Below are 20,050 nucleotides of genomic sequence, written 5' to 3' on the forward strand. Positions count from 1 at the left end.
CTCAGGAGGCCGGGCGCGAGGCCGGCGCGGCCCGCAGCGGCAGGTGCACGGTGAAGCGCGTCCCCTCGCCGAGCGCCGATTCGAGGCCGATGCGTCCGCCGAGCGCCCGCACCAGCGTCTTGACGTGGGCGAGGCCGATGCCCTCCCCGGGGCGGTCCTGCCGGCCGGAGCGGCGGAACAGCTCGAACACGCGGGCATGATCGGCGGGCTGAATGCCGCGTCCGTTGTCCCGCACCGTGAAGACCGCGAACTCCGCGCCCGCCCAGCCCGTGACCGTGATCCGCCCGGGCCGCGTGGGATCGAGGTACTTGATCGCGTTGTCGATGAGGTTGCCGAAGATCTGCTCGACGGCGAGCCGGTCGGCGTTGATCGCCGGCAGCGGCCCGATCTCCACGGCGGCGCCGGCTGCGTCCGCCTGATGGCGCTGTGCGTCGGCGATGCCCCGGACGAGGGCGCCCATGTCGAGGGCTTCGGGCCGGTATTGGCGCTTGCCCTCCCGCGACAGGCGCAGGATCGCCCCGATCAGCCCGTCCATCTTGGACACCGCGGCCCGGATGAAGCCGAGGGATTCGCGGAAGTCCTCCGCGATGGTCTCCGCAGCAGGGTGCCCCGCGAGCGCCTCCGCGACCTCGCCGCGCAGCAGGTCGAGCTCGCTCGTGAAGCCCATGATGTTGACGAGCGGAGCGCGCAGGTCGTGGCTCACGATGTAGGCGTAGCGCTGCACCTCCTCGTTCGCCTCGCTCAGGGCGAGCGTCGTCTCGCGGGCCTCGGTGATGTCGGTGTTGGTGCCGAACCAGCGCGCGATGGCGCCGCTCTCGTCGCGGATCGGCCGGGCTCGCGACAGGAACCACCGGTAGGCGCCATCGGCGCCCCGCAGCGGAAAGGTGTCCTCCCAGGGCTCACCGCTCGCGATGTGGCGGGTGAACTTCTCCGCGGCTGCGTCCAGGTAGTCGGGATGGTGGAGCTTGCGCCAGCCCGAGTCGCGCATCTCCTCCATGGTCGTTCCGGTGTATTCGAACCATCTTTGGTTGTACCAATAGAGGTCGCCCGCCGGGTCGGACATCCAGGCGAGCTGCGGGATGGCGTTGGCCATCACGCGGAAATCGCTCTCGCGGGCGATGACCTCGGCCTCCGCCTGCTTGCGATCCTCGATGTCGATGCAGACGCCCGCCCACTCGAGGATGTCCCCGTCCTCGTCGAGCACCGGCGCGGCGCGGGCGTTGAACCAGCGGTAGAGACCGTCGGCGCCGCGGACGCGGTACTCGATGACGTAGCGGGCATGGCCCGCCACTGCCGCGTTCCAGGCCGCGGAGGTCGGCGCCCGGTCGTCCGGGTGCAGGGCGTCCAGCCAGCCCCAGCCCGCGACCGCCTCGGGCGACTGCCCGGTGTAGGCACGCCAATCCGGCATGTCCTGCACCCGCCCCTCGGCATCGGTCGTCCAGGTCATCTCGGCGATGGCGGCGACGAGGGCGCGGTGGCGCTTCTCGGAGAGCGTGGGCACGGGGGAGTCTCCGGTCGGGTCGGCCGAGCTATAGGGTGCGCCCTCGCCGGGCGGAAGCGCGCCGCCGGTCGCGATGCGAGGCGACCCGGCTGATGCCCGGGCGCGTCCCCTTGCCCGCTCTCTCGATCCTGCTAAGGGGTTGGGATGCCGCTGCCGGCCGCGCATCATGCCGGGCCGAGGCGCGGCCCGGCGCCTCCGGGGAGCGCAGCGTGAGCCCAGTCCACATCATCATGATCGAGGACGACGAGGGGCACGCGCGGCTCATCGAGCGCAACATCCGCCGCGCCGGCGTCAACAACGCGATCACCGCCTTCCGCGACGGCACGTCGGCGCTCGCCCACCTCCTCGGGGCGGACGGGACGGGGGCGTCGAATGCCGGCAAGCCGCTCCTGATCCTGCTGGACCTCAACCTGCCGGACATGACCGGCATCGACATTCTCGCGCAGGTGAAGGCCAACCAGCACCTCAGGCGCTCGCCCGTGGTCGTGCTCACGACCACGGACGACCAGCGCGAGATCCAGCGCTGCTACGACCTCGGCTGCAACGTCTACGTGACGAAGCCGGTGAACTACGAGGGCTTCTCCAACGCGATCCGGCAGCTCGGGCTGTTCTTCTCGGTGATGCAGGTCCCGGAGACGGCCTGACGGCGATGGCGCGCACCTTCAGCCTTCCGGAGCGTTCGCCCGCCGGAACGACCCCGTGAGCGCCGGAGGCGCCTCGCCCGGGCCCGGCGTACGGCTCCTCTACATCGACGACGATGCCGGCCTCGTGCGCCTCGTGGCGCGCGCCCTGAAGGCGCGGGGCTGGAGCGTCGAGCACGCCGTCGACGGGGCGAGCGGGCTCGCGCGGATCGCGGCCGGCGGCGTCGACGCGGTGGCCCTCGACCACCACCTCCCGGCCGAGACCGGGCTCGACATCCTCGCGCGCATCCGGGCGCTGCCGAGCCCGCCGCCCGTCATCTACGTCACGGGCTCCGAGGACCTGCGCATCGCGGTGGCCGCCCTCAAGGCGGGGGCCGGCGACTACGTGCTCAAGGACCTCGCCGGCCACTTCCGCGAACTCCTCGGCGAGGCCGTGCAGGCGGCCCTGGAACAGGAGCGGCTCCGCCGCGAGAAGCTCGAGGCCGAGGAGCGGCAGCGCCTGCTCATGCAGGAGCTCGGGCACCGGGTGAAGAACACGCTGGCCCTCGTCCAGGCCATCGCGGCCCAGACCCTGCGGGGCGAGGCCAGCCTGGCCGAGGCCCGGGAGGCGTTCGAGGCGCGCCTCATCGCCCTCGCGCAGGCGCACGACCTCCTGCTCCAGGGCAGCTGGACGGAGGCGGACCTCGCGAGCCTCGTCGCCGGCGCGGTGCGCATCCTCGCCCCCGGCGAGGCCGGGCGCTTCCGCATATCCGGGCCGGACCTGACCCTCGGGCCGCGCTCGGCGCTCTCGTTCGCGCTGGCCCTGCACGAGCTCGGCACCAACGCGACGAAGTACGGGGCGCTCTCGACCGACGCGGGCGAGGTGGCGATCACCTGGTCGATCGAACGGGCCGGCGAGGTGCCGACCCTCGACTTCCGTTGGCGCGAGGCGGGCGGCCCCGCCGTCGCGCCGCCCCGGCGCAAGGGTTTCGGGTCCCGCCTGATCGAGCGGAGCCTCGCGCAGGGCCTCGGCGCGGACGTGACCCTCGCCTACCCGCCGGAGGGCGCGACCCTGTCGGTCAGGGTGCCGCTCGAAGCCGTCCAGCGGCTCTGACGGGGCGGCTCCGCGGCCGGGGCGGTGTCAGAATGGGTTCAGTCCGCATAGGCAAGTCCGCCGCGGCCGGTCCATACTCGGCCGATGAGCGAGAGTTCCGCCACCCCCGACGCGCCCGGCCTCGACGACCTCTACGCGGCCTTCGAGCGGGAGGAGCGGGCCGGCATCGTCGCCGCCATCGTGTTCTCGGCCTTCGACGCCTATTACCGGGCCTCGCGGGCGATCCCCCACCAGGTCCAGGCCGCCTTCGAGGCGCGGGACTGGCCCGAGACCCTGCGGCTGTCCCGCGAGCGCCTGTCGGTCTACGCCCGCGCGGTGGCGGGCCTCGCGCCGGACCTCGCCGCGGCCGCCCCCGAGCTCGCGCGCGACGCCGCGACGTGGAGCCTGATCGAGGCGGCCTACCGCGCCCGCATCGCCGATCGCTACGAGGCCGACCTCGCCTTCGCGTTCCTGTCCTCGATCCGCCGCGACCTCTGCGCGGAGCCCTGGCGACCGGTGAGCTACGCCGAGCGGGAGGCGCCCGGCCTCGACCACCCGGGCTCCGTCCTGACACGCCTGTCCGCGACGGTGCCGGTGCGGCCGGCGGATGTCCAGCGCATGCTCGCCGTCGGCGGCCTCCGGGCGTCCTGGCGCGACCTTGCCGCGGATGCCCGCCTCGTCGGCCTGGAGATCACCCGGGCGCTGCTGCGCCGCGGGCTCAAGGGCGGCGACGCGCTCGCCATCGACATGGTGGAGGCGGGCTTCTTCCGCGACCGGGGCGCGGCGCTCGTCGGGCGGATCGAGGCGGGCGAGGGCCCGCCCCTGCCCCTGATGATCATGGTCCTGCACGGTCGCGACGGCCTGTTCGTGGACGCGGTCCTGACCGAGGGCGACGACCTGCAATACGCCTTCTCCTCGACGCTCGCGAACTTCCACGTCACCAACCCGCGCTACCACGAGCTCGCGGCCTTCCTGCACGGGCTGATGCCGCGGCGCCCCATCGGCACCCACTACTCGACCATCGGCTTCAACCACGTCGGCAAGGGCGCGGTGATGCGCGAGATCCTGGCCGAGCACGCCCGCACGGGCGAGCGCCTCGACACGGCGGCGGGCTTTCGCGGCACGGTGGCGATCGGTTTCTCGATGCCCTCGTCGCGCTACGTGATGAAGATCATCCGCGACCGGCCGACCTCGGGCTACAAGTGGGGCCACTTCCCGGGCGTTCGGGCGGTGCTCGACAAGTACGATCTCGTCCACGGCGCGGACCGCGCCGGCTCGATGCTGGACAACATCCTCTACACCAACGCCTCGCTGCCGGCCGATCTGTTCGCGCCGGCGCTGCTGGACGAATTGCTGGAGGCCGGCGCCGGCACCGTGAGCCGCCACGGGGACGCGGTGCTGTTCGGGCACCTGATCGCCCAGATGAAGATGACGCCGCTGCCGCTTTTCCTGGAGACCGCCTCCAGCGAGGAAGCCGTGCGGGCAGTCCTCAACCTCGGCGACTGCATCAAGAACAACGCCGCCGCGAACCTGTTCAACCGAGACCTCGACGGGCGCAACTACGGCGTCAGCGCCGTACGGCGCGTGTTCCTGTTCGACTACGACGCGGTCGAGCCGCTGACCAACGTGAAGATCCGCACCAACCTCGGCCGCGAGGACGGCGAGGAGGGCATCCCGGACTGGTACTTCGAGGAGGGCACGGTGTTCCTGCCCGAGGAGATGATGACGGGCCTGCGCCTCGACGATCCCGCGCTGCGCCGGACCTTCCGGGAGGCCCATGCGGAGTTGCTGACCGTCGATTACTGGGAGGGGATGCAGCGGGCGCTCGGGGCCGGCAAGGTCCCCCGCGTCCGCAGCTACCCGCCGGGCCGCCGCCTGCACCGCCACGCGCTGCGCACGGGGTGAGGCGGGGACCGCCTCGCGGTCGCGGACCGGCTCTCTATCCGGCTTCGTCGGGCTCGGGCCCGCGGGTCACGTCGAGGCCGCTCCCGGCCCCGGCGGGCGGACCGACCTCGACCGGGGCGCCGGTGCGGGCGGATTCGTAGATCGCCTCCATCAGGACGTGGTCCTGCAACCCCTCCTCGCCCGGGGTCCGCGGGCGCCGTCCCTCCTGGACGCAGCGCGCGAAGTGGTCGAGTTCCAGCGCGAACTGGTTCTTCGGGGTGAGCTGGCGCTCGTCGCGCGATTCGGTCTTGCCCTCCGGCCGGGAGACGACCAGGCGCTGCCCCCGGTAGGCGAAGGCGTTCTCGAGGTCGATCTCGGCGAGGCTCGTGTGCACCGTGAGCCGGCGCGCCTCGTGCACGCCGTAGCTCGTCATGCATTGCGCGAGGACGCCGGACGGGAAGCGCAGCGTGAAGCTGACGTTCTCCTCGACCTCTCGGAACTTCGAATCCTCCGGGCTCGACTGGATCTGCGCCGTGATCGAGGCGGGCTCCTCGCCGAGCAGCGCCCGGACCCCGTTGAGGCAGTAGAGCCCGATATCCGGCAGCGCCCCGCCGCCGGCGAGGCCCTTCTTGAGGCGCCACTGCTCCGGCAGGCCAGTGGTCTGCCCGTTGAAGGCCTGGATCATGCGAGGCTTGCCGAGATCGCCGGAGCGGGTCAGGCGCACCACCTCGCGGTTGAAGGGCTCGTACTGGCACCGATAGGCGATCATCAGGTGCACCTTGGCCGCCTCGCAGGCCGCGATCATGTCGCGGGCCTGCGCCGAGGAGGCTGCCATCGGCTTCTCGCAGAGCACGTGCTTGCCGGCCGCAGCCGCGGCCAAGACGTGCTCGCGGTGCAGCGCATTCGGCGTCACGATGTAGACCGCCTGCACGGCGCGGTTCTGCTTCAGGCGCTCCCAGTCGCCGTATCCGTAGACCGCGTCCGGGCCGATCCCGTACTGCTCGGCCACCAGCTTCGCCTTCTCGGGCGAGCCCGACATCAGCGCGACGACCCGCGCGCGCTTCGCCTCGCCGAAGGCGGGCAGGATCTCCTCAAGGCTGAGGCGGCCGAGGCCGATCACGCAGTAGCCCACCCGCTTCTCCGGGGGCTGCGGGGCGGGCGGCGGCGGCGGAGGGCGGTCGCCCGCCCCGCGCCAATTCGGGAAGACCACCCGGCCGCCCTGCACGGCCCCGGTATCGGCCGGCACTGCCGGGCCGCCCGGCGGGTTCTGGGCCGCCCGGGCCGGCACGATCCCGAGAAGCGCCGCCCCCGTCAGTCCGAGACCGCCGGCCCGCAGGAGATGGCGCCGGGACAGCCCCGCAGCACCGTCCTCGGACATCTCCTGCCGCGCTTCGTCGTGTGCCGGATGGTCGTTTGCCATGAGCCCTGCCGTCTCGGCGGCACCCGGAGCGGCGCCGTGAGCCCGAGGAACCTCCCGGGGCGGCGTTGGATCCATCGGGACAGCGCGCCTGCGGCCAACCGCCCCGACGCTCGGAACGGCGGACGCGCGTCAGGCGTGCGTCCTCACCAGCTGCCCGGCCCCTTCGCCAGCCCCGCCAGGGTGAACAGGTCCACCGACAGCTTGGCACCGACCACGAACGCGTCCGGAATGTTCTTCGGGTAGAAGGGGAACCGGGTCTGATCGGGGTTGATGATGTATTGCAGGTTCGGGGTCAGGCGGATCGCCGGGTTCACCTGGATACCGTAGTTCAGCTCCATCATGATCTGCTGGCTCGGAATGACCCGGTTCAGGCCGATCGCGTTCTGCGCCAGGGTGATGTTGGAGAGCGCCAGCGGGCTGAACTTCTGGGTGTTGATGACGAAGCCCACCGTGTCGAAGGGCCGGCTCGCGAAGGTGCCGGTCTGGAGCGCGCCGATCTCCAGGAAGTAGTCCTCGACGAGGCGGCCCGAGGTGCCCGTCATGGCGACGCCGAACACGGTCAGGCCCTGCGGCGCTGTCGGGTCCGGGCGCCAGATCATCTGGTCGAAGCGGGCGTAGACGCCAGAGCGGCCGAAGCGGGTGGCGAGCGGCAGCCCGGTGAGGACCGCCCGGTTGCCCGTGACGTCGCGCACCGGGTCGGCGTAGTCGGAGGCGTCGTACCACCCGCCGATGCCGTAGTTGCGTGGCAGGACATCGTTGGCGAAGGTGGTGGAGTAGCCGAGCTCGAACGGCACGATCGCGCCGGTGGCCCCCTTCAGGGAGAAGTCGAGGCCGTTGTCGCCGGGCTGCTGATGCAGCGGGTTCACCTCGTAGGCGCCGACGTGGAAGAACACCTTGTCGGTCAGCCAGGCCTTGGCGTGCGCGCCCCAGCTCGACACCGGCCAGAAGGTGAAGTTCGACGTCTTGAAGACGAAGGTCGGGTTTCCGCAGGCGGAATTCGACTGGAAGTTGCAGTATAGCGGCGAGTTCAGGAAGGCGATGTTGGCGACCAGCCGCCCGAACTCGATGTCGAGGCGGTTGTCGAACAGCTTCTGCTGGTAGGAGAGCAGGGTCAGCCGCGTGGTCTGCCCGCCGCCGAAGATCTCCTGCACGCTGGTGTTGTTGCCGATGAAGTCGCCGGCGAGGTTGCGGCCGTGGCGGTTCGTCACCGCCACGTGGAACGAGCCGCCGTCGATGCCGGCGAGCCGCTGCAGGTCGCCGTCGATGCCGAAGAAGACCTGCCCCGCCCAGGCCGAGCCCTGACGGATGCCGCCGATCGGATTGATCGCCCCCTGCCCCGTGTAGTTCGCGATGAGGCTGAGCCCGTTGCCGAGGTCGTAGGTGCCCGGCGGCAGGGTCGGCGGCGTGGCCGTCTGGCCGAGGGTGTCGGCCGCCCCGGCGGCGCTGTCGGCCCCGTCGAAGCCCGCCCCGTCCGGCCGGGGGGGAGGCGCCTGCCGGGCTCGCGTGCCCGGCCGCGCCACCGTCGCCGGCACGCCGATGCCGGTTCCCGCCGGGAGGTCCTGCGCCCAGGCGCCGTCCGCCCCCCCTGCCGCGCCCAGCCCGAGCGCGATCAACCCCGTCCAGATCCCCTTCATGATGTCCCCCGATTCCCGAATCTTCGTCGCCTTGTCGTCCCGGTCTGCCGCCGGGTTGTGCATTTCGGTCTTCTCGTTCGCAACCTTTGAACAGTTACCGCTCAAATAGATCCTCGATCATGATTGCTCATGTTCGGAGACTATTCGGACTCCTCAATCTTCGTCCGTGGCGCGCTTGCCTCAGGCGGCCCTTTTCTTGAGGAGCCCGACCATCAGCGCGGTCACCGCCGTGCCGGCCGCGAGCGCGATCACGGCGCCGGTGACGTTCGTCACGGCGTTCGGGATCGGCAGCACGAATAGGCCGCCGTGGGGCACCTTGAGCTGCACGCCGAGGCTGAGCGCGGTCGCGCCGGCGATGGCGGAGCCCGCCACCATGGAGGGGATGACCCGCAGCGGGTCCGCGGCCGCGAACGGGATCGCCCCCTCGGTGATGAAGGCCGCGCCGAGCACCGCCGCAGCGCCGCCGGCCTCGCGCTCCGGGCCGGTGAAGCGGCCGGGAAACAGGCGGGTGGCCAGCGCGATGCCGAGCGGCGGCGTCATGCCGCCGATCATCACCGCAGCCATCGGGGCGTCGACGCCCGAGGAGAGCAGCGCGGCGGCGGACGCGTAGGCCGCCTTGTTGATCGGGCCGCCCATGTCGACGGCCATCATGCCGCCGAGGACGAGCCCGAGGACGAGGGCGCTCGCCCCCTGCATCCCCTTGAGCCAGCCGGTGAGCGCGGCGAGCACCGAGGCCACCGGCACGCCGACCACGTAGACCATGAGGAGGCCCGTGATCGTGGTGGCGAGGAGCGGCAGGATCAGGACGGGCTTGAGCCCTTCGAGGTTCCTGTGCAGGCGGATGTGCCGGTTGAGGAAGGCGGTGGTGTAGCCGGCGATGAAGCCCGCCGCGATGCCGCCCAGGAAGCCCGCCTGGAGGTTGGCGGCCAGCATGCCGCCGATCATGCCCGGCGCGATCCCTGGGCGATCGGCGATCGAGTAGGCGATGTAGCCGGCGAGCGCCGGGACGATCAGCGCGAAGGCGGCCTTGGCGCCGATCTCGCCCAGCGCGTAGCCGAGGGTGCCGGCGTTGCCGGGGGCCATGGCGTCGATGCCGCCCACCGCGAAGGCCAGCGCGATCAGGAGCCCGCCCGCCACCACGAAGGGCAGCATGAAGGAGACGCCGGTCATCAGGTGCTTGTAGGCCCCGGCCTTCGTCTCGGCCGCCGCCGGGCGGGCGGGTCCCTCTGCCTTCGCCTCGGCAGCACCGCCCGCCGCCTGCAGCTGCGCTTCGGCGAGCGCGGTGGCGATGAGGCCCTTGCCGTCGCGGATCGCCGCCTTGGTGTTCGTCGCGTAGACGCGCTTGCCGGCGAAGCGGGCCCGGTCGACGCCCGTGTCGGCCGCGATCAGGACGATGTCGGCCGCCGCGATCTCGGGTGCCGTCAGCGCGTCGCGGGCGCCGACCGACCCTTGCGTCTCCACGCGGACGTCGTGACCGAGCGCCTTGGCGGCGGCCTGGATGCCCTCGGCCGCCATGAAGGTGTGGGCGATGCCGGTGGGGCAGGAGGTGATGGCGACGATGCGCTTCGGCCCGGCCGCGTCGGCGGCGGCGGCCGGCGCCGCGCCGGCGAGCGCCCGGTCGAGCACCCCGTTGACGTCGGACAGGACGTCGGCGATCGCGACCTTGGCCCGCGACAGGGCGCCGAACCGGCCCTCGCCGAGATCGCCCTCGCCCACGAGGAGGACCGCCCTGGCCTCGCGGATCGCGGCGTCGGGTATCGGGTTGCCGCTGGTGCCCCGCCCGCGCAGTTCCAGCGCGATCGACTGGTTGCGGCGCCCGGCCGCCTTGCGCAGGGCTTCGAGGGCGAGAACGGCATGGGTCGAGAGGTCTCCGCCTCCCACCACCGCCAGAAGCTGGGCCATGGTTTCCTCCTGTTGGGTCTTGATTGTCGTCGGGGGCGGGTCCGCCCGCCTCAGCCCATCGGCTCCACCCGGATCGTCTCGGCGATGCCCCGCACGGTGTCGCGCGGGGGCAGGTTCGGGCCCGCTCGCGTGAGCTTGCCGGCCGCGAAGGCCAGGGCGAGCCGGGCGATGTCGGACAGCGGCAGGGCGGCGTGCAGGCCGGCGACGAGACCGGCCACCAGCGCGTCGCCGGCCCCGACGGTGCTCTCGACCGGCATGGCGGGCGGGCGGGCGTGCAGGGCCTCACCGGACCCGACGAACAGCGCCCCGTCCGCGCCGAGGGAGACGGCCACCAGGGGAATGCCGCGCGCACAGAGGGCGCGGGCGGCCGAAAGCACCTCGCCGAGGCCGTCGAGGGGCCGGCCGGCCCACTCCTCCAGCTCGTGCCGGTTCGGCTTGATCGCGTGGGGCAGGGCATCCGGCGGGGCGGCGAGCGCCGCCGCGAGGGCCGGCCCCGACGCGTCGAGCACGACGCGGGCGCCGCGGGCCTTCAGGTCGGCGGTGAAGTGGAGGTAGGCGTCCGGCGCGACGCCGCCGGGCAGGCTGCCGGCCAGCACCGCGAGGCTGCCGGGACCCGTGAGGTCGCCCAGCACCGCCCGCACGGCGTCGAGGGTTCCGGGCGTCACGGCGAGGCCCGGCAGGTTGATGTCGGTGGTCTCGCCGCTGCCGGAATCGAGGAGCTTCAGGTTGGTCCGGGTCTCGCCCGGGATCCAGACGAAGCGGTCGTCGATGCCCTTCTCGGCCAGCATCTGCTCGAAGGGCGCGGCGTTGTCCTGGCCGAGGATGCCGGTGGCGGCCGTGGGCACGCCCCAATCGGCGAGGCAGCTCGCGACGTTCACGCCCTTGCCGCCGGCATTCGCCCGGACGGCCTGCGCCCGGTGCACCGCCCCCGGCACCAGCCGGCCGAGGGTGACGGTCTGGTCGATCGCCGGGTTCAGGGTCAGGGTGACGACGGTGCTCATGCCGCGGCCCCGGCGTCGGCGCCCGTGTCGAGGGCGCGCACGGCTGCGGCGTCCTCCTGCGCGCAGGCCCTGGCGGCCAGCGCCCGCAGCTCGCCCATCTCGGCAGCCCGCAGGCGCGCCTTCACGCCGGGCAGGTCGCGGGGCGTCATCGAGAGCTCGTGCACGCCGAGGCCGGCGAGCAGGCAGGCCCCGAACGGATCGCCCGCGATGCCGCCGCAGACGCCAACGAAGCGCCCGTGCCGCGCCGCGCCCTCGCAGGTCATGTGGATCAGCCGCAGCACCGCCGGGTGGAGCGAGTCGGCCTCCGGCGCGAGCTCGGTATTCTGCCGGTCGATGGCCAGCGCGTACTGGGTCAGGTCGTTGGTGCCGATCGAGAAGAAGTCGCAGTGGCGGGCGAGCACGTCGGCCTGGATCGCGGCGGCCGGCACCTCGATCATGATCCCGAGGGGCACCGGCGGCGCGCCGATCTCACCCCGGATCCGCTCGCAGACCTCGCGCAGGCGGAGCACCTCGGGGACCGAGGTGATCATCGGCATCATGATGGAGAGCGGCGCCTCCTTGCCCGTGGGGGCATCGGCCGGCACGTGGTCCCTCGCCGCCCGGTAGAGGGCGCGCAGCTGCGGCTCCATCAGGTCCGGCCGGCGCAGCAGCAGGCGGGCGCCGCGCACGCCGAGGAAGGGGTTCTCCTCCTTCGGCAGGTGGAGATGCGCGACCTGCTTGTCGCCGCCGATGTCGAGCGTCCGCACGATCAGGGGCCGACCGTCGAGGGCCCTCAGCATCCCCGCGTAGGTCTCGTACTGGTCGTCCTCCGAGGGGGTGTCGCCGCGCTCCAGGAACAGGAACTCGGTGCGCATCAGGCCGACGCCCTCGGCGCCCTGGTCGAGGGCGAACGGCACCTGCTCGGGATTGTTGACGTTGGCGCCGATCGCCACGGCGTGGCCGTCGCGGGTCCGGGCGGGAAGCGCCCGCTCGCGCGCCTCGGCTTCGGCCTGCTCGCGCTGGCGCTCCCGCCAGGCCGCCGCGGAGGCGCGGTCGGCCTCGCTCGGATCGAGGTAGAGGCGGCCGGTGGTGCCGTCGAGGATCGCGGTGGCGCGGTTCTGGAGGGCCATCAGCCCCGGGCCGCCCGCCACGATCGCGGGGATGCCGAGGGTGCGGGCGAGGATCGCGGTGTGCGAGGTGGGGCCGCCCTGCGCGGTGGCGAGGCCGATGACGCGGGCCGGGTCGAGGCCGGCCGTGTCGGAGGGCGCGAGATCCTGGGCGATCAGGATGCAGGGCTCGTCCGGCAGGTCGTGCCCGCTCTTCAGCGCCGGGTCGATCTGGGCGAGCACCCGGCGGCCGACGTCGCGCAGGTCCGCGGCGCGCCCGGCGAGGACCGGGTTGCCGAGCGCCGAGAGCTGGCCGGCGAGGCGCTCCACCGCCGCGTTCCAGGCGTAGGCGACGCCGTGCCCCTCGACCATGAGCTGGCAGGCCAGGGTGATCAGGTCGGTGTCGGCGATGAGCTCGCCTTGCGCCCGGAAGATGCCCGCATCGGCCTTGCCGAGGCGGCGCTCGGTGTCGTCGGCGAGCGCCTTGAGCTGGTCGCCGGTGGCCGCGAGCGCCGCGTGCAGGCGGTCGCCGCCGCTCTGAAGCGATTCGGGCTCGTCCGGCACGCTCACCTCGGCGGCGGCGAGCACGTGGACCGGGCCGATGGCGATGCCGGGGCTCGCGCCGATGCCGGACACGATCTGCGGTGCGTCCGCCGGGTTCCAGCCCGCGACCGGGCCGGCCGCCCTGGCGGCGGCCTCCGCGGCGCGCTGGGCAGCCGCCTTCTCGCCGGCGCTGAGGCCGGTCACCGCGGCGCAGACCTTCGCCAGCGCACCGGCCTCGTCGTCGCCCTCCGCCGAGATCGTCACGGCGTCGCCACAGCGCAGGCCGAGCTGGAGCAGCGCGATCAGGTTCTTGGCATCCGCCACCTGGGCGCCGTGCCGGACCTGGATGCGGGCCGGGAGGGCGCGGGCCGTCTCGACCCAGTGGGAGGCGGGCCGGGCGTGAAGGCCGGTCGGGTAGTCGACAGTCCACTCGAAGCGCTGGCGCAGGTCGGTGGCGGGCCCCGCGGAGCCCGGCGCCGCCGCGTCCTCGGAGAGGGCGGCCGCGATCTCGTCCTGCTTCGTCGTGGTGCGCAGGACTTCGAGGCGGGCCTCGTCCTGGATCAGGCGCGTGAGGCGGCGCAGCACCGTGATGTGGGTATCGGACTGCGCCGCGATCGCGACGACGAGGTAGGCCATCTGCCCGTCGTGCCAGGGGATGCCGCCCGGCACCTGCAGCACGGCGAGCCCGCTCTCCCGGACGAGGTGGCGATCGTCGACCATACCGTGGGGGATCACGACCCCGTGGCCCAGATAGGTGTTCGCCACCTCCTCGCGCCGCAGCATGCTCTCGCCGTAGGCGGGGTCGATGCACCCCGAGGCGGAGAGGAGCTGGGCGGCCTCGCGGATCGCCGCCGTCTTGTCGGCGGGCGCGGCGCCCGTGCGGATCAGCAGGCGCGGGGTGAACGTCGGCGTCGGTGCGAGCATGGCGTGCCCTCTCCTCCCGGTGCAGCTCCGGCGAGTCGGCCGGATTCGTTGTTGCGGCTACTGAAAACGTTTTCATAAATCGTGTCAACTGCCGTCACTCGCGAACACTGTCGCGACTACAGATTGCGCTTGCGGCGCCCGATGCCGAATGGCAGAACCATCGCACAGTTTCTGCAAACGTTTCCCGTCACCGCGCCGGTGATGCGGATAGATGAGTGGCAGTGCCCCATGCGTGTCCGTTACCCATGAGTGTCGGCATCCGGGACGTGGCCCGCGCGGCGGGCGTCTCCACCGCGACGGTGTCGAGGGCGCTCGGACGCGGCCCGGTGAGCGAGGCGCTGCGCGAGCAGGTGGAAGCCGCGGTGCGGGCGACCGGCTACCGGCCGAACCTCTCGGCGCGGCGCCTGCGCTCGCAGGCGACGCAGACGATCGGGTTGATCGTCGCCGACATCCGCAACCCGTTCTTCACGGCGGTGAGCCGCGCGGTGGAGGACGCGGCCTACGCGGCCGGCATGCGGGTGATCCTCTGCAACACCGACGAGGATCCCTCGCGCGAGGCGATGTATCTCCGCCTCATGGAGGAGGAGCGGGTGACCGGCGTGATCTTCGCGCCCACCCGCTCGACGGCGGCGGGCCTGAAGGCCGGCGGCCTCGGCTTCCCGGTGGTGTTCATCGACCGCGCCGGTCTGCCGGGAAGCCACGACAGCGTGGTCCTCGACAACGTGGCGGCGAGCGGCGCGCTGGTGGACCACCTCGTCGCGCAGGGATTTTCCCGGATCGGCGGCCTGTTCGGCTCGACGAGTTCCACCGCGCAGGAGCGGCGGGCCGGTTACGAGGCGGCGATGGCCCTGCACGGCCTCGTGCCGGCGGTCCGCTCCGCACCGCCGAACGCCGAGGCCGCCGAGGCCGAGATCGGCCGCTGGCTCGCCCGGCCTGACCGGCCAGAGGCCCTGATCCTCTCGAACGGCCTGATGTTGATGGGCGCCGTGCGGGCGATCCGCGCGAAGGGCCTTCGGGTGCCCGCCGACATCGCGCTCGCGGGGTTCGACAACGAGCCCTGGACGGAGCTGGTGGAGCCCGGCCTCACCGTGATCGAGCAGCCCGTCGCCGAGATCGGCGCGCAGGCCATGCGCCTGCTGTTCGACCGGCTGGAGAATCCGGGTCAGCCGGTGCGCAAGGTGGTGCTGAGCGGCCGCGCGGTGCTGCGTGGGTCGACGGGGGCCGCCTGATCAGCGGCTCACGGCCCCGAGCCTGAGCAGCACCGCCACGGGGATCAGGCCCACCGCGACGATGAGGAGGGCCGCCACGGCGCCATCCTCGTAGGTACCGCGGGCGGCCTCACCGTAGAGGTGCGTCGCAAGGGTCTCCACGTTGAGGGGGCGCAGGAGGAGTGTCGCCGGCAGCTCCTTCACGCAATCCACGAACACCAGGAGCGCCCCGCTCGCCGCTGCGGGCCAGGCGAGGGGAAGCTGCACCCGCGCGAGCGCACCGAACGGCCCCCGGCCGAGCACCCGGGCGGCATCCGGCACGCTGCCGGGCAGGCGGGCGAGGCCAGCCTCGCAGCTGCCGATCGACACCGCGAGGAAGCGCACGCAATAGGCGGTGACGAGCGCGCCGCCGGTCCCGAGCCCGATCAACGCGGGTGCGACACCGAGGGTCGCTTCGAGCCCGGCGCTCAGCGAGGCGTCGGCGAGCGCCAACGGTCCGAGCAGGCCGATCGCGAGGATGGTGCCCGGCAGCGCGTAGCCGAGGCTCGCCGCCCGGATCAGGACAGAACCGAGCCGCCGCGACAGGAGGCGCGGGCTGGCGGCCACCAGGAAGCCGACGGCGCCGGCGAGGGCCGTCGCGAGGCCGGCGTAGAGGACGGTGCTGAGGATCTCCGGCACCAGGGTGGCGGGCAGGCCGGCGCGGGCGATGCGCTCGGCCGCCTTCGTCGCCAGATAGCCCGCCGGGACCAGGAACCCGACGGCGACCGGCGCGAGGGCGAGACCCGTCGCGGCCAGCGCCGACAGGCCCGAGAGGCGGCGGCGCGCCATGCGCCGCGGACGCTGCGCCGAGGCTGCGAAGCCGCGCCCCCGGCGCGCGTGCCGCTCCACGGCGACGAGGACGACCACGATCGCCAGCATCACGAGGGCGATCTGGGCGGCGCCCGCGAGGTCGGTGCGGTTGACCCAGGTCGCGTAGACCTGGACCGTGAGGGTGCGCACCCCGAGGAACTCGGCCGCGCCGATGTCGTTCAGGGTCTCCATCAGCGAGAGGCTGAGGCCGAGGGCCAACGCCGGGCGGGCGAGCGGAAGCGCCACGCGGGCGAACATCGCGGCCGGCCCGGCGCCCAGGCTGCGCGCGGCCTCCAGGAGGTTCGCGCCCTGCATCAGGAAGAGCGCGCGCACGGGCAGGTAGACGTAAGGGTAGAGGACGAAGCCGAGGAGCAGCACGCAGCCCGCGAGGGAGCGGATGTCGGGCAGCGCGAGGTCGCGCGGGCGCGACAGGCCGAGGAGGTCGCGCAGCCCCGTCTGCACCGGGCCGAGGGGGTGGAGCAGGTCGAGATACGCGAAGGCGACGATGTAGGTCGGCACCGCGAGCGGCAGCACCAGGCCGATCTCGAGGAGCCGCCGGCCCGGGAACTCGTAGGCGGCGACGAGCCAGGCCGCGCCCGTGCCGACGAGCGCGACGACGAGCCCGACCCCGGCCAGCAGCAGCGCGGTCTGCATGGTGGCCCGGGGCAGGACGTGCGCGAGGAGGTGCGGCCACAGCTCCCCGGAGCCGCGCAGCGCCTCGACGCCGAGGGAGGCGAGCGGGCTGAGCACGACCCCGACGAGGACGAGCGCCGCGACCCCCCAGGCGAGGCGCGGGGCGGAGTGCGTCGTCACCGGTCGGGGGGTCGCCTCACTGATCGAACCCGACCTTGTCGACGAGGAGGCTTGCGGCCTTGCGGTTGCGCGCGATCTCGGCGAGCGGCGTGTCGTCGATCTTGAGCGGCCCCAGCTCGGCGAGGAGCGGGTCGATCGGCGCGCCGGGCTTGACCGGGTACTCGTAGTCGGTGCGGGCGTAGAGGCCCTGCGCCTCGTCCGAGACGAGGTATTCGAGGAGCCGCACGGCCTCGTCGCGGTTCGGGGCGTTCTTCGCCACGACGGCGCCCGAGACGTTCACGTGCGTGCCGCCGCCCGCGAAGGTCGGGAGCACCACGCGGATCGCCTCGCCCCACTTCTTCTGGTCCGGGCCGCCGCGGCCCGAGCGCATCAGGCCGACGTAGTAGGAGTTGCCGAGCCCCAATTCGCAGGTGTCGGCGAGGATGTCCTTGGCGACGTCGCGGTCGCCGCCGGCCGGCTTCTTGGCGAGGTTCGCCTTCACGCCGGTGAGCCAGGCCTCCGTCTTGTCGGGCCCGTGCTTGACGAGGTGATGGGCGATGAGGGCCGTGTTGTAGGGGTGCTGGCCGGAGCGCAGGCAGAGCTTGCCCTTCCACTTCGGGTCGGCGAGATCCTCGTAGGCCAGGGCCTGGAGGGCCTTGAGGTCGTCGGCATCCGCGTAGGCGACGCGGGCGCGGGTCGAGAGGGCGAACCAGCGGCCCTCGGGGTCGCGCAGCGCCGCCGGCACCGCGGCCTCCAGCACCGGGGACTTCACGCCTTGCGCGAGCCCGCGGTCCACGAGGTCGATGAGGTTGCCGATGTCGACGGTCATCAGCACGTCGGCCTTGGCGCGCTCGCCCTCGGCGGCCACGCGCTCGGCGAGCCCCTTCTCCACGAACACGGTGTTGACCGTGACGCCCGACTTCGCCGTGTAGGCATCGAGCAGGGGGCGGATCAGGCCGGGCTCGCGGGTGGTGTAGAGGTTCACCTCGGCGGCCCCGGCGCCCGCGCCGACCAGGCACAGCACCGCCCCCACACACGCCCCTGCAAGCCGCCCCGCCATCGTTCCCTCCCGCGTGATCACGGGGAAGCTTCAGACGGAGGGGCGCCCGAATTGCAAGCCCGAAGCGCTTGATTTAAAACAGTTAAAAGAAATACCAGCGTGGCCCGCCGGCTTTTGTCCGGCCTCGTTCGAGGGGCCCGTTTAATCCGCCTCGGCGGCGAAAATAAATGCGCCGCGGCCGGTCAGCTCGAGGCCGATCGCGTCGCCGGGCACCGGGCCGTCCTGGGGCGGCACGGCGAGGGTGGCGGGCTCGGGCAGGCCGGGCACCGCGACCGTGAGCTCGGCCCGGTCGCCCAGGAAGGCGCGGGCGAGGACGCGGCCCGGGACGCCGCGGCCCGGCGGGCCGGGGCGCAGGGCGTCGCGCCGCAGGCAGGCGCACAACCGCACGTTGTCCTCGAAGCCCCGGGCCGGAAACATGCCCAGCGGCGTGTCCAGCCGCCCGTCCAGGCACTGTCCGGCGATGTCCAGCGTCGCGCCGAAGAAGCGGGCCGCGAACGGGCTGGCCGGACGGTCGTACAGGTCCGCGCCGGTGCCGGCCTGGACGATCCGGCCGGCCCGCATGAGCGCGATGCGGTCGCAGGTGCCGAGCGCCTCCTCGGGGTCGTGGGTCACGAGGAGCGTGGTGGTGCCGGCCTCGCGCAAGACCGCCACCGTGTCGGCGCGGACCCGGTCGCGGGTGCGCCGGTCGAGGTTCGAGAACGGCTCGTCGAGGAGCAGGATGCGCGGCCCCGGCGCCAGCGCCCGGGCGAGCGCCACGCGCTGGGCCTCGCCGCCCGAGAGGGTGGCGGGGTAGCTGCCCGCCCGGTGGCCGAGGCCGACCTCGGCGAGGCGCGCCCGCGCGAGGTCGGCGGCCTGCGCGCGGGGGCGCCCGGCGAGCCCGAAGCGGACGTTCTTGGCCACCGTCAGGTGGGGGAACAGCGCGTAGTCCTGGAACATCAGCCCGACGCCGCGGGCCTCCGGCGGCCGATTGAGGAGCGAGGCGCCGTCGAGGCGGACTTCGCCGGAATCCGCCCGCTCCAGGCCGGCCACGATCCGCAGGAGCGTGCTCTTGCCGCAACCCGAGTCGCCGAGGAGCCCGACGATCTCGCCGGCCGCCACGGTCAGGCTGACGCCGTCGAGCGCCTGCACGCCGCCGAGCCGGCAGCGCAGGGCGTCGAGGACGAGGCGGGGCGCCGGGTCCGGCGCGGGCGGCGGGCGCATGGATGGGTCGGGGCGGGGCACGTCCGCTCCCTTACGGCAAGGACGCGGCGACGGGATAGCCCGCCCGCGCGACCGGCGCCGGTGCCGAAGCCCGCGCGGGGCGCTATCTCGCAGCCGTGCCCCGGCGCGAGACCGAGGGGCCCCGGGAGGATGCGTGTTCGGATCGGCGGCGCTGCCTCGCTTCCTCCTGCTCTACGGCGCGCTCTACGGCGGCTACGGCTGCGTGTCGCCGTTCCTGCCGAATCTCCTGGCGGAGCGCGGCCTGGGGTCCGGCGAGATCGGCAGCGTGCTCGCCGCCGCGACGGTGATGCGCCTCGCGGCCGGGCCCCTCGCCGGCCGGATCGCCGACCGCTGGGGCGCGACCCGCCGCGTCCTCGCCCTGTCGGCTGCGCTGACCGGCCTCGCGGCGCTCGCCCACCTCGCCGGGCACGGCTTTCCGGCCCTGATGGTGATCGGCCTCGCCTACGCGGTCGCGACCGCGCCGCTGGCGCCCTTGGCCGACGTGCTGGCGCTCGCGGCCGCCGGGGGCCGGCCCGGCTTCCGCTACGGCACCGTGCGGGCGGCGGGCTCGGCGGCCTTCATCGGGGCGACGAGCCTCGTCGGCTGGCTCGTCGCCGCCCGGGGGCTCGACGCCGCGATCCTGTGCGGCGGCGCGGTGTTCCTCGGCGCGGCGCTGGCGGCCCGGCTCGTGCCCGATGCGGAGCGCGATCCGGAGCAGGGGAATCGGCCGGGCGTCGGTGCGCTGCTCCGCCTGCCGCGCTTCCGCCGGGTGCTCGTGGTGGCGGCCCTCGTCGTCGGCGCGCACGCGCTCCACGAGGGCTTCTCGATGATCCTGTGGCGCGCCTCCGGCATCGGCGCCGGGCCCGCGGGCCTCCTGTGGTCCGAGGCGGTGGCGGCCGAGATCGTGGTCTTCCTGCTGGTCGGCCCGCCCCTCCTCGACCGGATCGGCCTCGCCGGGGGCCTTGCCCTCGCGGCCGGCGCCGGGGCGCTCCGCTGGGCGGTGATGGCGCAGACCACGGCGCTGCCCTGGCTCGTCGGCGCGCAGACCCTGCACGGGCTCACCTTCGCGCTCCTGCACCTCGCCTGCCTCGGCCTGATCGAGGCGAGCGTGCCGCCGGCCCTGCGGGCGACCGCGTTGACCCTCTACGGCACCGTCGCGCTCGGGCTGGCCGGCGCCGCGCTGACCCTCGCGGCCGGGAGCCTCTACGGCGCCCTCGGGGCGGGCGCCTTCTGGGTGATGGCCGCCCTGAGCCTCGCGGCGCTCCCCCTCGCCCTCGGCCTGCGCGAGCGACCCGGCGACGGGGCCGTTCGACGGGGCCCTTGAGCACATATAT

The 20,050-nt window shown here is 73.5% G+C and carries 14 protein-coding genes; 5 read left to right on the top strand and 9 right to left on the bottom strand.

Features of this window, described 5'->3' with window-relative positions; genetic code table 11:
* Window position 1 precedes the first annotated feature (1 nt).
* Window positions 2–1,501 carry a sensor histidine kinase gene (locus ACLBXP_RS11475; protein WP_447667791.1) on the bottom strand — a complete coding sequence of 500 codons (1,500 nt, stop codon included), beginning with the start codon at window positions 1,499–1,501 and terminating at the stop codon, window positions 2–4.
* Between the two features lie 230 nt (window positions 1,502–1,731).
* Here ACLBXP_RS11475 and ACLBXP_RS11480 point away from each other — a divergent pair, with 230 nt between their 5' ends.
* The 3 genes from ACLBXP_RS11480 to ACLBXP_RS11490 all read left to right on the top strand — a co-directional run bounded on the left by ACLBXP_RS11480 (window position 1,732) and on the right by ACLBXP_RS11490 (window position 5,119).
* Entirely contained in the window at window positions 1,732–2,145 is a 414-nt protein-coding gene (locus ACLBXP_RS11480) for a response regulator (protein WP_447668033.1), read from the top strand.
* Window positions 2,146–2,200: 55 nt separating this feature from the next.
* Window positions 2,201–3,235, top strand: coding sequence for a sensor histidine kinase (locus ACLBXP_RS11485; protein WP_447667792.1), 1,035 nt, complete (start codon window positions 2,201–2,203; stop codon window positions 3,233–3,235).
* A gap of 84 nt (window positions 3,236–3,319) precedes the next feature.
* Window positions 3,320–5,119 carry an isocitrate dehydrogenase kinase/phosphatase AceK regulatory subunit gene (locus ACLBXP_RS11490; RefSeq protein ID WP_447667793.1) on the top strand — a complete coding sequence of 600 codons (1,800 nt, stop codon included), beginning with the start codon at window positions 3,320–3,322 and terminating at the stop codon, window positions 5,117–5,119.
* 34 nt (window positions 5,120–5,153) lie between these two features.
* On the opposite strand, the gene ACLBXP_RS11495 is transcribed toward ACLBXP_RS11490, so the two are convergent.
* The 5 genes from ACLBXP_RS11495 to ptsP form a co-directional block, all read right to left on the bottom strand.
* The gene (locus tag ACLBXP_RS11495) at window positions 5,154–6,476 is read right to left on the bottom strand and encodes a Gfo/Idh/MocA family protein (RefSeq protein ID WP_447668034.1); all 1,323 of its coding nucleotides are present in this window, start codon (window positions 6,474–6,476) and stop codon (window positions 5,154–5,156) included.
* Window positions 6,477–6,661: 185 nt separating this feature from the next.
* Window positions 6,662–8,152, bottom strand: a complete 1,491-nt coding sequence (locus ACLBXP_RS11500; protein ID WP_447668035.1) for a carbohydrate porin — start codon at window positions 8,150–8,152, stop codon at window positions 6,662–6,664.
* A 180-nt stretch (window positions 8,153–8,332) separates the two neighbouring features.
* Window positions 8,333–10,054 (bottom strand): fructose-specific PTS transporter subunit EIIC, encoded by a 1,722-nt coding sequence (locus tag ACLBXP_RS11505; RefSeq protein ID WP_447667794.1) that lies wholly within the window; start codon window positions 10,052–10,054, stop codon window positions 8,333–8,335.
* A 50-nt stretch (window positions 10,055–10,104) separates the two neighbouring features.
* Entirely contained in the window at window positions 10,105–11,055 is a 951-nt protein-coding gene (gene pfkB / locus ACLBXP_RS11510; RefSeq protein ID WP_447667795.1) for a 1-phosphofructokinase, read from the bottom strand.
* On the bottom strand, window positions 11,052–13,607 hold the full coding sequence (gene ptsP, locus ACLBXP_RS11515; protein ID WP_447667796.1) for a phosphoenolpyruvate--protein phosphotransferase: 2,556 nt from the start codon (window positions 13,605–13,607) through the stop codon (window positions 11,052–11,054). Before ptsP ends, pfkB begins: the two co-directional genes overlap by 4 nt.
* A 245-nt stretch (window positions 13,608–13,852) precedes the next feature.
* Between ptsP and ACLBXP_RS11520 the strand changes: the two genes are divergently transcribed.
* Window positions 13,853–14,836 carry a LacI family DNA-binding transcriptional regulator gene (locus ACLBXP_RS11520; protein WP_447667797.1) on the top strand — a complete coding sequence of 328 codons (984 nt, stop codon included), beginning with the start codon at window positions 13,853–13,855 and terminating at the stop codon, window positions 14,834–14,836.
* Here ACLBXP_RS11520 and ACLBXP_RS11525 read toward each other — a convergent pair whose 3' ends face one another.
* From ACLBXP_RS11525 to ACLBXP_RS11535, 3 genes are all read right to left on the bottom strand, one after another.
* Entirely contained in the window at window positions 14,837–16,477 is a 1,641-nt protein-coding gene (locus ACLBXP_RS11525; protein ID WP_447667798.1) for an ABC transporter permease, read from the bottom strand. It lies immediately after the preceding gene.
* Window positions 16,478–16,493: 16 nt separating this feature from the next.
* On the bottom strand, window positions 16,494–17,516 hold the full coding sequence (locus ACLBXP_RS11530) for an extracellular solute-binding protein (RefSeq protein WP_447667799.1): 1,023 nt from the start codon (window positions 17,514–17,516) through the stop codon (window positions 16,494–16,496).
* Window positions 17,517–17,657: 141 nt separating this feature from the next.
* On the bottom strand, window positions 17,658–18,716 hold the full coding sequence (locus tag ACLBXP_RS11535; RefSeq protein ID WP_447667800.1) for an ABC transporter ATP-binding protein: 1,059 nt from the start codon (window positions 18,714–18,716) through the stop codon (window positions 17,658–17,660).
* 154 nt (window positions 18,717–18,870) lie between these two features.
* On the opposite strand from ACLBXP_RS11535, the gene ACLBXP_RS11540 reads away from it, so the two are divergent.
* Window positions 18,871–20,040 (top strand): MFS transporter, encoded by a 1,170-nt coding sequence (locus ACLBXP_RS11540; RefSeq protein WP_447667801.1) that lies wholly within the window; start codon window positions 18,871–18,873, stop codon window positions 20,038–20,040.
* The last annotated feature ends 10 nt before the right edge of the window (window positions 20,041–20,050 follow it).

Source organism: Methylobacterium sp. A54F, assembly GCF_053346035.1.

Coding starts and splice junctions, on each gene's coding strand:
- ACLBXP_RS11520 (WP_447667797.1), top strand. CDS start 13,853: ATGAGTGTCGGCATCCGGGACGTGGCCCGCGCGGCGGGCGTCTCCACC.
- ACLBXP_RS11490 (WP_447667793.1), top strand. CDS start 3,320: ATGAGCGAGAGTTCCGCCACCCCCGACGCGCCCGGCCTCGACGACCTC.
- ptsP (WP_447667796.1), bottom strand. CDS start 13,607: ATGCTCGCACCGACGCCGACGTTCACCCCGCGCCTGCTGATCCGCACG.
- ACLBXP_RS11535 (WP_447667800.1), bottom strand. CDS start 18,716: ATGCGCCCGCCGCCCGCGCCGGACCCGGCGCCCCGCCTCGTCCTCGAC.
- ACLBXP_RS11500 (WP_447668035.1), bottom strand. CDS start 8,152: ATGAAGGGGATCTGGACGGGGTTGATCGCGCTCGGGCTGGGCGCGGCA.
- pfkB (WP_447667795.1), bottom strand. CDS start 11,055: ATGAGCACCGTCGTCACCCTGACCCTGAACCCGGCGATCGACCAGACC.
- ACLBXP_RS11505 (WP_447667794.1), bottom strand. CDS start 10,054: ATGGCCCAGCTTCTGGCGGTGGTGGGAGGCGGAGACCTCTCGACCCAT.
- ACLBXP_RS11495 (WP_447668034.1), bottom strand. CDS start 6,476: ATGTCCGAGGACGGTGCTGCGGGGCTGTCCCGGCGCCATCTCCTGCGG.
- ACLBXP_RS11480 (WP_447668033.1), top strand. CDS start 1,732: ATGATCGAGGACGACGAGGGGCACGCGCGGCTCATCGAGCGCAACATC.
- ACLBXP_RS11530 (WP_447667799.1), bottom strand. CDS start 17,516: ATGGCGGGGCGGCTTGCAGGGGCGTGTGTGGGGGCGGTGCTGTGCCTG.